This is a genomic window from Cytophagaceae bacterium ABcell3 (assembly GCA_030913385.1).
GTDB lineage: Bacteria > Bacteroidota > Bacteroidia > Cytophagales > Cytophagaceae > ABcell3.
Map to the genome: position 1 here is coordinate 3,919,885 of CP133159.1, position 14,379 is coordinate 3,934,263.

A 14,379-nucleotide genomic window follows, 5' to 3' on the forward strand; every position below is an offset into this window, starting at 1 on the left:
CTTTTAGTCCAGCCCTGTTGCTGCCAGCATTTCCAACATGGCCACCGTGGCATGCTGGTCTACCAGAGCGTTAACGAGCTTTAACTGATAATCTATTAATTGTTGCTGCATTCTCAGCACTTCTTCAAAATCTTGTCCGTCCGAGGCATAAGAAGTAAGAAGGATATCCAGGGTTTGTCGTGCCAAAGCCTCTTGTTCCTGATAAAGCCTGATCTTACGTTCAGAATTTTCGAGATCACGAACACTCCGAGACCACTCCGTCATCAGCTCATTCTGCATATCCTCTTTTCTAAGTTCCACCGCTTTTTGACCAAAATCTGCCTCATTGGCCATGGCCCTATACTTTCTGCGATAAACCGGCAAGGACATTTTGACCATAGGCATAACCATATTATGGCCTCCAACGGCAGCTCCATTTTCAGTAAGGGGACTAAAAACCATATAATTCAAGCCTACACCAAACATCGGTCTCCCTTCCAGCCTGGCCATCCGCTTGCGGTCTTCCAGAGCATCTTTTTCCGCATCCAGCATTCTGAGCATAGGGTTATGCTGCATCATACTGTCCGCCCAGGTACGCCACCCCACTGGCAAATCGGCCACTGACAAGGTATCGGTAATTGATACAGGTTCTTCTAAATCCCTATGAAGATATCGGTTGAACTCCGTACGCAGCGGAACTTTGTTGTCATCCAGTAATTCTAATTGGGCTTCCAGCTCTTTTATCTGCATCTTCACCCTCAGCACATCCGCCATTCCAGAAGCTCCAGCCCTGTATCGGTTCATGGCCAAGCGCTCAAAAGACTTCAGTATTTCGAGGTTTTCATTGGTAAACCTTATTTCTTCTTCCAACTGATATAGCTCATACCAAGTATTTTTCACCTGATAGTGAAGCTCATTCTTAGCATTCTGGAACACCTCGAAACGAGCCAAGGCCATTTTAGAAGCCTCGTCCCGACGGGTGCGGAGTGTACCAAACCAGGGAAACATCTGCATTAGTTGCAAATCTGCTCGCTGGTTGCCCATGGGGAACTGCATAGGACGTATAAAAAAGCCAAAGCCAAGTTCAGGATCAGGAAGCGCTCCAACCTGCGGCACCTGCTCCATAGCGGCCATATAGTCATTATAAGCAGCTTTCAGTCCCGGATTATTTTCGGAGGCCACAATCAGGTACTCCTCCAGTGTCTGCCCACTGGAAACTACCGGAAAACATAGTAATAGTATAAAAAATAACCTTCTCATAACTTCACAGATTTATCGTTCTTAAACTTCCGCTCTTCCCGCAAAGCAAACAATACCGGCACCAGGAATAGGGTAACCAATGCTACGGCCATACCACCAAAAGCAGGAATAGCCATAGGAATCATGATATCCGCCCCCCTACCGGAAGAGGTAAGCACAGGCAATAAAGCGAGCAAAGTAGTAGCAGTAGTCATCAGGCAAGGCCGTACCCTTTTAAGGCCGGCCTCCAGCACCGCATTTCTTACTTCTTTAATATTTGAAGGAGCGTTTCTTTCAAAACTTTGGTTCAGATAGGTTCCAATAACTACACCATCGTCTGTAGCAATACCAAACAAAGCAATAAAACCCACCCATACAGCCACACTTAAGTTAAATGCGCGCATCTGGAACAGGTCTCTCAGGTTTGTCCCACCAACATCAATGTTCATAAACCAACCCTGCCCGTAGAGCCACAGCATCATAAACCCACCTGAAAAAGCCAGAGCAATGGCAGAGAAAATCATTAGGGAAGTAGTCGCCGATCGGAATTGAAAATAAAGGATGAGAAAAATCAGGGCCAACACCACTGGTATAACAAAGGCCAGTCGCTTTTCTGCCCGAACCTGATTTTCATAGCTTCCTGAAAACTGGTAGCTTACCCCTGAAGGCACTTCCAGTTCCCCGGCTGCAATCTTGCTTTCAATATAATTTCTGGCCTCTTCCACTACAGACACTTCCGCAAAACCCGCTTTTTTGTCCAGTAGTACATAACCGGTAAGAAAGGTATTTTCGCCCCTTATCATCATAGGCCCTGAGCGGTATACAATTTCTGCTATTTCCCGAAGGGGGATCTGGGGGCCATTCATGGTAGGAATAAGCACATTGCCAATAGCCTCCGGGTCATCGCGCAGCTCTCTGGGATACCTGGCACGGATATTATAGCGCTCCCGCCCTTCCACGGTAGTAGTCAAAGGCATACCCCCAAGGGCAACTTCTATATACATCTGCACATCGCCAATATTCAGCCCATACCTGCCCATGGCCACCCGGTCGAGTTCTATCTCCAGATAAGGCTTCCCAAGACTCCGATCCGCAAACACAGCTTCCGATTTTACAGAAGGCACCTCTTTGAGAATGTCCTCCAGGCGCAAGCTGAAATCTTCTATTACTTTTAAGTCGGGACCGAAAACCTTGATACCCATAGGCGCACGCATGCCGGTCTGTAACATAACCAGGCGGGTTTCAATAGGTTGCAACTTCGGCGCTGAAGTCAAACCGGGAATACCAGAAGTTACTTGGGTTATCTCGCTCCAGATATCGTCCGGCGAGTTGATATGGTCACGCCACTGACGGTAATACTGACCTCTGCGATCAGGAATTAGTTCATTGTTTTCATCACGCAGGAACTCCCCTTCATCGTTTACAGCAAAACGGATTCGATAACCATTTTCATCGGTTTTGTATTCAGGCTTGTACAAAATCACGTTCTCAAACATGCTTATAGGTGCAGGGTCCAGGGCACTTTCTACCCTACCGGCTTTACCCACTACCATATCCACTTCAGGAATAGACTGTACCCGCATATCCAAAGCCTGCAAATAAACACGGTTAGCCTCCACACCAGAATGTGGCATAGAAGTAGGCATAAGCAGGAAAGAACCTTCATCAAGGGCCGGCATAAATTCCTTGCCCATGCCCGGAAAGGCATGCGCCAGTGTAGTCCACACACCTGTAGTCCTGATATTCATGTTCAGCCTGTCAAAACCGCTGGCCACAAAACCAAAGATATTAGAAAATCCAAGCCAGACATTAAAGCCCAACAGCATAATAAAGGCAGGCAAAAGCAGGAATTTACCTTTGTTTGCCAGCGCCCAATGAAGCAATAGTGGATAGATTTTGATAAAATACTTAAAAACCCCAAGTACCAGCCCCACGACAAACAACACAAACAGGAAGTTAAAAACCTGTGCATGTCGCACCCCTAAAGGCATCCACTGTTCCGCAAGAAGCCAGCTAACAACCAAGGCCACAAGAAGACTGGTTATGGTTTTATAATGCTTTTTATGAAATTGCCTGAATCCACCATTCTTCTTTAAAATGCCCATTTTTCCCGGAAGGTCAAGCATCAACATATTGAAACTTAAAGCTGTTAGAAAAAGCCCAGCCCATGGCAAAACCCAAACACATGCTACACCAAGCGCCAGCAATAGGCAATGAAAATATAAACGGTAATTCCTTTTTCCTTTTCTCTTTGAAAACAACCAGTGCGCCAAAGAAGGAAGAATGAAAAGAGTAATAAACAAAGCAGCTACCAGTGCAAAAGTCTTGGTATATGCCAGAGGAGAAAATAATTTGCCTTCGGCGGCCTGAAGGGTAAATACCGGCACAAAACTGATAATGGTGGTAGAAACTGCCGTAACGATGGCCGAAGCAACCTCAGTTGTGGCATTATAAACGGTGGTCAGAGTGGACTGGCCTGCCGGAGCTTCTTCTTTATGCCTGAGAATGTTCTCACTGAGAATTATGCCCAGGTCCACCATGGTACCGATGGCAATGGCTATACCAGACAATGCGACTATATTGGCGTCGACATTGAAGTAGCGCATCATAATAAAGGTCATCAGCACCGCCAGGGGAAGAATGGCCGAAATGATCAATGAAGCCCTCAGGTGCAAAACCATAATAATAATCACAATTATGGTAATCAGCACCTGCAAGCTGATGGCCTCATACAAGGTACCCAAGGTCTCCTGTATCAGCTGCGAACGGTCATAAAAAGGAACAATAGTCACTTTGGAAGTCCTGCCATCTGCCAGTTTTTTAGATGGCAGCCCCGGGGATATTTCTGCTATTTTCTCTTTTACATTTTCTATGACCTTCATAGGGTTCTCGCCATAGCGTGCGACTACCACACCCCCTACCGCCTCCGCACCACCTTTATCCAGGAAACCTCCATGCCCCCTGGGTGCAGGTCCGATATTCACGCGGGCAATATCACGGATCCGGATTGGAACATCATTGGCCACCCGTACCACCTCCCGTTCGATATCGTCCAGATTTTTAACATACCCAAGGCCACGAACGTAATACTCTACCATGTTGATCTCAACCGTATTTGCCCCCACATCCTCATTGCTTTTGCGTAAAGCATCTACCACCTGCATCATAGAGACATTATGCGCCTTCATGGCAGAAGGATCCAGGTCTACCTGATACTCTTTAACAAAGCCACCTATAGAGGCCACTTCCGAAACCCCCTCTGCACCGGACAGTCCATACTTCACATAGAAGTCCTGAATTGACCGCAGCTCATGCAGATCCCAGCCTCCGGCAGGATTTCCGTTTTCATCCCTCCCTTCCAAAGTAAACCAGTAAATCTGCCCCAAAGCCGTGGCATCAGGCCCAAGTTTTGGCTGGACATCAGAAGGCAGTAGCCCGGCAGAAAGCGCGTTTAATTTCTCCAAAACCCTTGTACGGCTCCAATAATACTCCACATCATCATCAAAAATGAGGTAAATACTTGAAAAGCCGAACATGGAGGTACTTCGAATACTTTTCACCCCCGGCAATCCCATTAAGGAAGTTGTAAGCGGATAGGTTATCTGATCTTCCACATCCTGCGGACTACGCCCCATCCATTCAGTAAAGACGATCTGCTGGTTTTCACCGATATCGGGAATAGCATCAACGGCCACCGGATCACGGGGGAGAAAGCCTGTATCCCAATTAAACGGAGCGGTAACAATGCCCAAGCCAATAAAGGCAAGAAGCACCAAAACCGTCACCAATTTATTCTCCAGAAAAAACTTGATAAGAATATTAAGCATAAAATCAGGTTTAAAGTCATAGAAAAAATACACCTAAAGCACTATACTGTACTTTTAGTCCATGACTATATTACAACTCTTCCTGTACCACACCACACTTCAGCATTTTATCGCCAAAGTAAGGGTTTCTGATTTCCTTTTCATTAGAAAGCCAGACTCCGCCCTGATTTCCCAAGGCCATTGGACAATGCTGTACATAGACCTTTTTATGCTTATAGCCTGAAAATGCAATAAATGCATGCATATTTTCAGACAGAGGTTTAAACTCTTTTCGTTGGATGTCCAAATCAGATGCTTCTGATATTTTCTTAAGGCTTACCTTAAGCTTTTCAACCAGCTCCTTATCTGGTACTTTTGAAGCAGATATTTTCTCTGTCAAATGCAGCATTTTTTCCGCCTCCTTAGCTGAAAGTGTAGCATCCGACTTAATCAATGCGTCTTTTAGTGAATAATACTGCTGCAGCAACTTGCTTACCGATTCTGAAGGCAGCAATACTTCGGCATGTAAAAAGAAAGAAGAAAGCACTAAAGTGAACACAAATATTATCGACCTTTTGACAGTTTTCATAATCTCAAAGTTTTAGTATAATTTAAATTTTACCCAGGTTGTAAAGACATATAACGCATATAGATAAATAGGAAATGCCTCCACAAATATTTTAAAAGTAGAACAACAGCTCTATATAGCACTCAAGTGGGTGATTTTTAAATTATGAAAACCTGTATTAAAGGACGGATAACAGAAGATATTTCAAGAGGGGGCTTATAATGAACTGTAGCCTTCTGCCATGAGCCTAAATTCGACACTATAGCCTCATGAAAAGAAGGGATAATTCCGTAAAAAACATCAAAGCTAAGCACTTTGTGCGTATAGCTATATTCAGTATCAAGAAAAGCCTCTGCTATGAAATCATCACAGCAGGAGTCTTTATTTAATGTTGGCGTTTCGCAATTACCTTTTCTTTCCTCCATACCACAGCCCAATTGATCAGGCATCCCTAGACCTAAAGCAGCCTGTGCGATCTCATCTTCACAATAATGTACTGCTACTGTAACCTTCAGTGACAGAAACAAAATGAGTGCTGCGAGCGATATGGATAAAAGTTTATGCATTTGTTTGTTAACGCAAAGCAAGTAAAATAATTACATTAAGGTTTTGACATGATGCAATATACAAAATGATATGAATCATCAAAAAATATCAAACGTTTACAATTTCAGAGGTAAACCCAACTTGTTTGATTTTTTCCTGAATTTCTACAGAGCTAATATTTTCACCTTTTACTGTTAACACTTTATCTGGATCAGTTGTATCCACCTGCCACTCGACACCGCTAAGTTCGTTAAGAAACGGAGACACTTTTGCTACACAGCTAGAACAGTTAATATTGGTCTTAAATTTTAAAGTCTTCATTGCTAATATTTTTTTATACTCTACAAATGTAACAAGTCTGCAAAAGGAATCTGTTACATAATTTTTGATTTGTGTTATAGAATTTAATTATCCTATAAACTGCCTCAAACAATTACACAACCAACCTGTTAGTTAACTCAAAATAAAACAATTCCCTGTAAATGAAAGAGGCGTATTTTTTTTTGTTGTTGACTTTGTGTATATGCAAATGTGAGTTAGGAATGGCTCAACACCCCCATGGGAATGACGAGGAACATGACGATCACCATGCACATGATGAGCATGACATGGATGAAGCCCCTTCCTTCCTCTCCAGAAACTTACCTATGACGGTCAATGGTTCCGGAACTGCATGGCACCCAACAAACTCTCCCATGTACATGAACTTTACCCAATCAGGAGCGTGGAATATGATGCTACATTATGGTATATTTCCTGCTTATACTTTTCAAAACCCACACAATCCTGATTACCGAGGTACCAACGAATTTTTTATGCCCACATGGGTGATGGGAATGGCTAATAGAAAAGTTGGCAAGCGCGGTTTACTATCTGTAAGAGGTATGTTGTCGGCCGACCCACTGATCATGGGAGGAAATGGCTATCCGTTACTTTATCAAACAGGAGAAACTTATCAAGGGGAGCCATTAATAGACCGACAACACCCTCATGACCTGTTTTCGGAGCTATCAATTGCGTACAGCTATGCCTTTACTGAAGATATAGATGGCTATGTTTACCTTGGCTATCCCGGCGAACCGGCTTTAGGCCCTCCTGCCTTCATGCATCGGCCATCTGGCCTGAACATTCCTGATTCTCCATTAGGTCACCACTGGCAAGATGCCACACATATTATTTATGGTGTAGCCACAACAGGTTTTCGGTACAAAAGGTTGAGAATAGAAGGTTCATGGTTTACAGGCAGGGAACCAGGAGAAGATAGATTATGGTTTGACGAGCCACGGTTTGACTCCTTCAGCGGCAGGATAAACTATTTACTGGGCAAATCTTTGGCACTACAGGCATCATATAGCTACCTCCATTCACCAGAAGTACATGAACCGGAAAGGGATGTAAACCGCTTAACGGCCTCTATCCTTCACAATGTATGGCTGAACACCGAGAGTGTACTTTCTTCTTCCTTAGTATATGGGCTTAACAGAAGCTGGGACAGGGCTGTACCTGATGACATCCTTCCCTCCAACTCATTTTTATTGGAATCAGCACTTCAAGCCTCAAGGTTCAACTTATTTGTCAGAGCTGAACTGTTGGAAAAGTCTTTTCATGAACTAGGCATCGGGGTCAATGACCATCATAACAATAATGGACACAACGACCATCATATTGATGAATACGAAAACGTTTGGATAGGAGCCATAAAGCCCGGCGCCTCCGTTTATCTTCTAAAAAACAAGCATTTCTGGCTAGATGGCGGTTTCACAGTAACTTTTCATAGAACAAGTCCTGAGCTGATATCTTACTACGGAGCACAAAACACCATGGCATATCAAGTTTTTTTAAGAATGATACCTCCTATGATGAGACATTAAACCTGAATTTTAAACTATAGATTTCACCATGAGGAGCAAAACACAACAAATCAGTACTTTTGCGTCGCAAAGCATAGAGATCTTATTGCGTTTCTCAAGGTTAAAACAGGACATACCGTTCAGACCAGAAAAAGCTCAGTACAATAGTGGTTTCTACAAGGCATATCTTGTTCTACCAACTACTGTACTGAGACGTCACTTTATTATTTACTATTCAAAATGTTTCTGTCAGCGTCTGAACCACTAAAAGCAAAAGATTCCCTGACCTTTTCGTACCTTTTAGCCCCTAATGCCTTTTTCAAAAGTTTACGTTTGATTTTTAAGACAATGTACTTGAGGTTGTCATAACCTAGTGAGAACAATAAAATGCCTGCTGCTAAATAGAACACTTTAAAACCATAATGCAGAAATGCATACCCCCCTAGGACGCCCCCGATGAAGTAAAAGAAAAGAATGGTAAACCTAAGCTTTAATTTTTTTTGAAGCACCTTTTTATCTGTATCTGCATTGAACAATGCGGCCAGTTCAATTCCTAGATCAGTAAAAAGTCCTGTTAAGTGAGTTGTACGCACTACGGCATTAGATATGTGTGTCACCAAAGCATTTTGCAAACCCATGGAAAAAAGCAGTATAGCTGAAAGCCATTCGGCCTCAATCAAGCGTTCCTGATAAAAATACATGCCATAAATACCTATTCCGAACAATAGTATTGCTTCAAATAAGATAGTAGCATAATTATATGGCTTTGGGTTTTTCTTTCCAATTACAAGGGAAAAAAAGGTAGAAACAAAAGATCCAAAAATAAACATAAACAACCATACGGCGAGAATAAATACTTGATGCCAATGATTTTTAGCTATTTCCTCTGACAATATAGCCATATGGCCTGTTACATTGGTTGTCAACACATAAAATGCCATAATACTGGCTACATTGACAATACCTGCCGTGGTAGACAGGTAAGAAGCCAATCGGATGTTATCGTTAAATGTTCTGTATTTTCCTATTTTTCTATACATTCAATACCTGTTTTTAATCGTTTATCACATTACTTTTCTGAAAGAATAGCCGGGCTACTCCTTTAATCTCCATTCCAATATCGATATTTAATTCCAGCGCCTCCTCATCAAGGTTAGTAATATCATACACCTCAGGTTCACCGTCAGAGTACTTTAACTTTAAGATATGTCCCCTTCCTAAAAGCGTCCAATCGCCTTGGGCAACTGCTCCTTCCTTATTAGTGATCTCAAAAGAGTGATCGGGGCGAAAAACCCATACTTCTGTCTCATGTCTCCTAATTTCTCTATGACCGTGATCTTGCAGCTTTTTCACCTCATAATCCTCATATTCTGACTTGACTTCAACCCATTTGCCCAGAATTTTTTCTTCAGGATGGTCAGAGCAGGAGGTTAAAAGAATGGGGAACAATAAAAATAAAATAAACCTATTAATCATATACCTATGTTAATTTATAGAAGTCCAAACATGGACTTCCTTTATCTCCAATAAAATAATGATGGAAAATCGAGGCGGAATACTGAACCTTATAACGGCCTTACCTCTTTCAAGAACTTAAGGAAAAGAGCTTCTTGTTATAGTATTATAACCTTGTCAGGAACAACGTTAGTCCAAGATTAATTCATTTAAGGTTACAAAAAAACAAGTTTTTTTTACTCTAGCAAATTATTATAAAATTTTTAGCAATCGAAAAATAAGGCACCCTCCATCTTTGAATGGCGTTTTTTTCAGATTCTTCAGGTATATTTGCACATTGTTCAGTTATACTAATACTTGGTTTAATGGGTTTTGATCCGGCTCATATCAATATTTTAGATACCGACCAGAGCTATACACAACAGACAACTCTGAAAAATATGGCTTCTGGGATATATCCTCTGCCATTGTCATTGAGGAAACACATGTATCCCCCTGTACACCTTCAGCAAAATATTCAATCGTTTATTGATAGAATCAACACAGGCATCACCTTTTTAGGAAGTGGCAACTATCATTATCTATCATACTTTCTGATAAAGAAAATCAAAGAACCTTTTTCACTTATACTTATTGACCACCATTCTGACGCTATAACTTCAGATTTTTTGCATTGTGGAAACTGGGTTGCCAAAGCTTTGGAAAGTAACCCTCTTTTGATTTCTGTTTTAATGATCGGAGTACACGACCGATATCCAAACTTATTAAAAAGCCAATCTTTTTCAGACAAAATCATATACATACCCACCTCAGAATTAAACTGTTCACTGTTACCTAAATTAAATGCACTTACACCAACCTTGCCTCTTTATATAAGCATAGACAAAGATGCCTTAAAGGATGAATCTGCAAAAACAGATTGGGACCATGGTTGTATGACATTAGCACAGTTAAGTGACATTCTACATACTTTAAGAAAGCACACCATTGTAGGCGTAGATATTTGCGGGGAACTTCCTGTGCCTAAAAACAAAGAAGCCTGCCAATTGAACCAAACAGCTAATTTAGTCATCCTTGAGGCACTACAAGCGAAAAATAATGTTGTTCCCCTCCACCCTACTAACACTGACGATGATGGATTTTTCCCCGAAAAAAGTGCCTAATAATTATCTTTAGGCATCTTTTTAACCTTTAAAATGGGAATGAGCAAAAGACACTGATGCGCTACAGGTATTAAGAAACTTTCAAGGAAAGCAAAATTGTTTTCAATATAAAAAGGAGGAGTATGGAGAACAATAATAATATGGAAAAGGTCAGGCAGAACAAAAACTTAAAAGGGCCAGAAGCCAGAAAGCATGTAAACCTGTTTGACGCTCAAGAGGTAAAATATTATGCCACTAAATTTGGCGTAACTCAAGAAGATATTGAAGAGGCCATTTATATGGTTGGCGATAAAATTGAAAACATAAAAACTTTCTTAAATAAAAAGTAAAACCAAAAGCCCCCTTGCCTATAAAGAGGGGCTTTTTTCTATTTCACTTATTTAATGTTTCAGGAATCTTCAAATCCAGGTCAAAGGCTTGGTTCAGTTTTTCAATAAAATAAGCAGATAAAAGTGGGGACTCCTTCTCCACATTCTGATGAACAAAAAAGAATAGTTCTTTTAAACCATGATCTCTCCAAACCTTAATCCGCTCCAGCCACTCATCCAGACGGGTATAATCACTTGCATGGTTCGCTCCTACGTATCTTATAAAGGCCGTAGGTGATGTCAAACGCATATGCAACATATCCCTTCTCCCAGCTGTGTCCACAATAATGTTTGTAATGTGATTGTCTTCAAGTAGCTGGTAAAACTGCTCCGCAATATCCTGATTGCTAAACCACTCTTGATTACGAACTTCCAGCGCCAAAGGAATTCCTTTGGGAAATTCCCGAACAAACTTTTCGACCCTGTCAAAGTCTTTAGGTTTAAAATTGTCGTGCATTTGCAGAAAGACCATACCCAGTTTTTCCTCAAACTTACTTACCGCATCGCAAAAAGCTTCTGTTGGCTGTCGGACATCAATAAGGCGTTTATAGTGGCTTATTGAATTAGTCAATTTGGGAAAGAACTTAAACCCTTCTGGCGTCTTATTCTTCCAGGTTTCAACTTGTGCGCTAGAAGGGGCATTATAAAAAGTAGCATTTAGCTCAATACTGTTAAACTGTGTAGAGTAATAACCCAGTTCATCTTTTGTACCTCTTGGATAGAAATTTTTCAAATCAGTCCTGTTCCACTTTGCACATCCCACATACACTTCAAATGCGGAACCTCCCCTACTTTTCTGCAAGATATCATATGTTCGTGGGTGATCTTTAGGAAGCGAAAAATCTACTTCTTCAGGATTATCTACCTTACCAAATTTCATTTTATAAAATTTAAAAGTGCTGCAAAACTAATGCTGTGAATTTAGTTACTTTCTAAAGCAGGAACAAAACATTATTAACAGGAAGTGTATTGGTCATCTAATGCATAATCCAGATTAAAACTGCCTATATACTGGCATACTTATTGTTTATCCTTTAAAAACGTAAACAGCCCATGAAACATTTTTTTATACTTTTTTTATTCCCACTTCTTTTAGGCTCATGCCATCGATTAGCCATTGCCACAAATTCCTCTGTACCTTTCTATAAAATCCCGGAAAAAGAAGTCCCTAAACAAGCAGTAAGACCTAAGCCACGGCCAAAACAGCACACCGTAATAAGACCAACACGACCACCTGCAAAATACCAAGGTGACCAAAATAGGTGCCGGTGCGGTCAAAGCAGAAGCAGTAGCGGCGCAGGAACTAATCATCAACAACGATGTCCTAAACATAAGTAAGACCTTTGAAGGATTAACGCTATGCAAGGTGACTAGAGCCTTGCACAGAGTCGCACTTAAGATCAAGCACTTGCCCATCATTGTGGCTTAACGCGTAATTAACGCAACATGATCCCTAGAAGGTATTTTTTAGACACATCCAATAAGTCAAAAACAAGACTAACTTCCACTATTCGGAAAAAATCAGGTTCTTCGAACAAAATACGCGCATCATTTTTAATAAATTCATAGGTACGGGGATGCACGTCCTTAACTTTGGTAGGATGGTGAACAAGACAGTTCCTAACACCTTTGTACAGCTCCAACTTTTCCCACTCCCCCTGCACATGCCCTAGCTCAAACTGAAGGTCATTTTTTAAAAACTCATGGAATTGATAAATACGATTTAGCTTACGCACCCGTTTTGCCAAGCCATGATTATCTTCTGTCAATATTTCACAGTACCGTCTCAAAGAAAATTCTGAAAAAGACCATATTGTAGTAAAAAGCGCGTTTCGAATAAAGAATGGTGTGAAATCAGTAGCTTTATGTTTTTCAGCTAATAAGGCAGATTTTTGAACATATTGTTCAAGTCCTGAAAACTCTTCAAGAAGCACTTGCCTAAAGTTTTCAACAGCATTCATATTCCTAACTCCATCTGCACCCCAGCGCTCCAGAAGTTCCTCATATGCTCTGCCAAAGCCCCTGTTTGATTGTGAAAGGAGACATTTGCCTGAACTTTTAGCCTATGATTTCTTATATACCTGGTCACGCCTGCAGTATAAACATCTTCCGCAAAAGCGAATAACGACACATCTTCTCCAGGGTCAGCACTGGCAAAACGTCCAGCCACTTCAAAGTCATTTTTAAAAAGATAACTCATTTGAAAAAGCTTGCCATTTCCCGTAATAATATGTCGGGCTTGTCCTTCAGGATTATACGTTACAGGATCGTTGACATTTCTGTGCATAAACTCGGTATAAAAAGCAAAGCCTCTGTACTTAAGCAAAGCATCAAAAATATAAGTATGAATATCCCGCTCTTCAAAAAGGTCCAAACCAATTTGCCCACCAGTCCTACGAGCCCTTTCATTAAAATTGTACCCTCCAGCCAAAGCAATTTTTGGGCTTTCCTCCCTTGCTAAGTCTCCTTCAAACAAATCACCCATATTGGTAAAATTCCCTAACGGCAAGAGTTCTAACCGCCCCGTATAGGAAAGTCCTGGGTTGGTAAAGTTTACATTTCTACCATCGCCTCCTGTTAAAGCTCCTTTTAAAATATAATGAAACCTCCCTATATTATTTAGGTAATGAAACTGAAAGCCAAAATCACGATCAATATTATATAGCACATTTACAATAGACCGATCTATAAATTGCTGGTCACCAGAAGATATAACCCTTTGTCTATTTCCAGGAAGTTTGGTTTGCCCAAAAATAAGTATTAAATTTCTGTTAGGCCTATAAAACACAACCGCATCCCTCACCACATTAGGGCTTTCATTGATAGGTGAGTTATGGCGCACAGACCAATCCATATCGCCACGGGAAAAAGATAATTGTATTAAGTAGGTCAGCTTGGGGTGATACATAAAACCTTCAAAGCGGAGACGTAACCTTCTCACCCTTGCCTCAAGCTCTGATGCCGACAAATCGCTTCCTGAAACACTGTTATACACAGCCCGGTTTTGCATCCGGAATCTGAAATTGATTGAAAATATGCTATCTGGCGCTACCACCTCCATACCTCGTTTAAATGAAGTCATTGGAGCAGAAGGAGTCTGCTGAGCTTCTGCCGCAAAAGAGACCAAAGCCAGTAACATCAAAAGATAAAAGCACTTATTCATTAAAACTGAAAGAATATATTGAATGGTACCAATATTAAGAAAATGTTAACTCAAAGTTAAGAAATTGTTAATTCATCTTTCCAAGCAAAATGATTATTTAGCAGGAAATTTTCATTTCACTAAAAAATACAGCTAATTTGAAACTGAATTATGCGATAGGTTTCGTCATAAGGAGCAAAGAAACAATAGATCAGCGTTTTTGAGTCGTAAAGTAGCAGCGCTATGGCGAAGACACAAATATG

Annotated in this window: 14 protein-coding genes; 4 read left to right on the top strand and 10 right to left on the bottom strand. The window is 41.1% G+C overall.

The genetic code is table 11. The features are described from left to right. Positions 1 to 3: 3 nt before the first annotated feature. The 5 genes from RCC89_15905 to RCC89_15925 all read right to left on the bottom strand — a co-directional run bounded on the left by RCC89_15905 (position 4) and on the right by RCC89_15925 (position 6,459). Positions 4 to 1,239, bottom strand: coding sequence for a TolC family protein (locus RCC89_15905; protein ID WMJ74637.1), 1,236 nt, complete (start codon positions 1,237 to 1,239; stop codon positions 4 to 6). Next, positions 1,236 to 5,045: an efflux RND transporter permease subunit gene (locus RCC89_15910; GenBank protein ID WMJ74638.1), complete on the bottom strand. Its 3,810-nt coding sequence runs from the start codon at positions 5,043 to 5,045 to the stop codon at positions 1,236 to 1,238. The genes RCC89_15905 and RCC89_15910 overlap by 4 nt, the downstream gene beginning before the upstream one ends. Before the next feature lie 70 nt (positions 5,046 to 5,115). Next, the gene (locus tag RCC89_15915; protein WMJ74639.1) at positions 5,116 to 5,613 is read right to left on the bottom strand and encodes a DUF3347 domain-containing protein; all 498 of its coding nucleotides are present in this window, start codon (positions 5,611 to 5,613) and stop codon (positions 5,116 to 5,118) included. Positions 5,614 to 5,750: 137 nt separating this feature from the next. Beyond that, positions 5,751 to 6,158, bottom strand: a complete 408-nt coding sequence (locus RCC89_15920) for a hypothetical protein (protein ID WMJ74640.1) — start codon at positions 6,156 to 6,158, stop codon at positions 5,751 to 5,753. A gap of 88 nt (positions 6,159 to 6,246) precedes the next feature. Then, positions 6,247 to 6,459, bottom strand: coding sequence for a hypothetical protein (locus tag RCC89_15925; protein WMJ74641.1), 213 nt, complete (start codon positions 6,457 to 6,459; stop codon positions 6,247 to 6,249). A gap of 221 nt (positions 6,460 to 6,680) precedes the next feature. Between RCC89_15925 and RCC89_15930 the strand changes: the two genes are divergently transcribed. After that, the gene (locus RCC89_15930) at positions 6,681 to 8,009 is read left to right on the top strand and encodes a hypothetical protein (protein ID WMJ74642.1); all 1,329 of its coding nucleotides are present in this window, start codon (positions 6,681 to 6,683) and stop codon (positions 8,007 to 8,009) included. A 203-nt stretch (positions 8,010 to 8,212) separates the two neighbouring features. Here the strand turns inward: RCC89_15930 and RCC89_15935 are convergent, their stop codons facing one another. Both RCC89_15935 and RCC89_15940 read right to left on the bottom strand, forming a co-directional pair. Then, the gene (locus RCC89_15935; protein ID WMJ74643.1) at positions 8,213 to 9,028 is read right to left on the bottom strand and encodes a YoaK family protein; all 816 of its coding nucleotides are present in this window, start codon (positions 9,026 to 9,028) and stop codon (positions 8,213 to 8,215) included. A gap of 13 nt (positions 9,029 to 9,041) precedes the next feature. Next, a complete protein-coding gene (locus RCC89_15940; GenBank protein WMJ74644.1) occupies positions 9,042 to 9,464 on the bottom strand; it encodes a hypothetical protein in 423 nt (140 codons plus the stop codon). A 419-nt stretch (positions 9,465 to 9,883) separates the two neighbouring features. On the opposite strand from RCC89_15940, the gene RCC89_15945 reads away from it, so the two are divergent. After that, entirely contained in the window at positions 9,884 to 10,606 is a 723-nt protein-coding gene (locus tag RCC89_15945; GenBank protein ID WMJ74645.1) for an arginase family protein, read from the top strand. 122 nt (positions 10,607 to 10,728) lie between these two features. Next, positions 10,729 to 10,935 carry a DUF3606 domain-containing protein gene (locus RCC89_15950; GenBank protein ID WMJ74646.1) on the top strand — a complete coding sequence of 69 codons (207 nt, stop codon included), beginning with the start codon at positions 10,729 to 10,731 and terminating at the stop codon, positions 10,933 to 10,935. A gap of 43 nt (positions 10,936 to 10,978) precedes the next feature. Here the strand turns inward: RCC89_15950 and RCC89_15955 are convergent, their stop codons facing one another. After that, positions 10,979 to 11,854 carry a DUF72 domain-containing protein gene (locus tag RCC89_15955; GenBank protein ID WMJ74647.1) on the bottom strand — a complete coding sequence of 292 codons (876 nt, stop codon included), beginning with the start codon at positions 11,852 to 11,854 and terminating at the stop codon, positions 10,979 to 10,981. Positions 11,855 to 12,223: 369 nt separating this feature from the next. On the opposite strand from RCC89_15955, the gene RCC89_15960 reads away from it, so the two are divergent. Further along, positions 12,224 to 12,403, top strand: a complete 180-nt coding sequence (locus tag RCC89_15960) for a hypothetical protein (GenBank protein WMJ74648.1) — start codon at positions 12,224 to 12,226, stop codon at positions 12,401 to 12,403. 7 nt (positions 12,404 to 12,410) lie between these two features. Here the strand turns inward: RCC89_15960 and RCC89_15965 are convergent, their stop codons facing one another. Together RCC89_15965 and RCC89_15970 are read right to left on the bottom strand one after the other, a co-directional pair. Then, positions 12,411 to 12,935, bottom strand: a complete 525-nt coding sequence (locus RCC89_15965) for a hypothetical protein (protein WMJ74649.1) — start codon at positions 12,933 to 12,935, stop codon at positions 12,411 to 12,413. Then, entirely contained in the window at positions 12,932 to 14,137 is a 1,206-nt protein-coding gene (locus tag RCC89_15970; GenBank protein ID WMJ74650.1) for a porin, read from the bottom strand. Before RCC89_15970 ends, RCC89_15965 begins: the two co-directional genes overlap by 4 nt. Between the last annotated feature and the right edge of the window lie 242 nt (positions 14,138 to 14,379).

What these genes read in the sequence shown, in the direction of transcription:
- RCC89_15925 (WMJ74641.1), bottom strand. Translation starts at nt 6,459, where the DNA reads ATGAAGACTTTAAAATTTAAGACCAATATTAACTGTTCTAGCTGTGTA.
- RCC89_15905 (WMJ74637.1), bottom strand. Translation starts at nt 1,239, where the DNA reads ATGAGAAGGTTATTTTTTATACTATTACTATGTTTTCCGGTAGTTTCC.
- RCC89_15945 (WMJ74645.1), top strand. Translation starts at nt 9,884, where the DNA reads ATGGCTTCTGGGATATATCCTCTGCCATTGTCATTGAGGAAACACATG.
- RCC89_15940 (WMJ74644.1), bottom strand. Translation starts at nt 9,464, where the DNA reads ATGATTAATAGGTTTATTTTATTTTTATTGTTCCCCATTCTTTTAACC.
- RCC89_15910 (WMJ74638.1), bottom strand. Translation starts at nt 5,045, where the DNA reads ATGCTTAATATTCTTATCAAGTTTTTTCTGGAGAATAAATTGGTGACG.
- RCC89_15915 (WMJ74639.1), bottom strand. Translation starts at nt 5,613, where the DNA reads ATGAAAACTGTCAAAAGGTCGATAATATTTGTGTTCACTTTAGTGCTT.
- RCC89_15955 (WMJ74647.1), bottom strand. Translation starts at nt 11,854, where the DNA reads ATGAAATTTGGTAAGGTAGATAATCCTGAAGAAGTAGATTTTTCGCTT.
- RCC89_15950 (WMJ74646.1), top strand. Translation starts at nt 10,729, where the DNA reads ATGGAGAACAATAATAATATGGAAAAGGTCAGGCAGAACAAAAACTTA.
- RCC89_15935 (WMJ74643.1), bottom strand. Translation starts at nt 9,028, where the DNA reads ATGTATAGAAAAATAGGAAAATACAGAACATTTAACGATAACATCCGA.
- RCC89_15965 (WMJ74649.1), bottom strand. Translation starts at nt 12,935, where the DNA reads ATGAATGCTGTTGAAAACTTTAGGCAAGTGCTTCTTGAAGAGTTTTCA.
- RCC89_15920 (WMJ74640.1), bottom strand. Translation starts at nt 6,158, where the DNA reads ATGCATAAACTTTTATCCATATCGCTCGCAGCACTCATTTTGTTTCTG.
- RCC89_15930 (WMJ74642.1), top strand. Translation starts at nt 6,681, where the DNA reads ATGGCTCAACACCCCCATGGGAATGACGAGGAACATGACGATCACCAT.
- RCC89_15970 (WMJ74650.1), bottom strand. Translation starts at nt 14,137, where the DNA reads ATGAATAAGTGCTTTTATCTTTTGATGTTACTGGCTTTGGTCTCTTTT.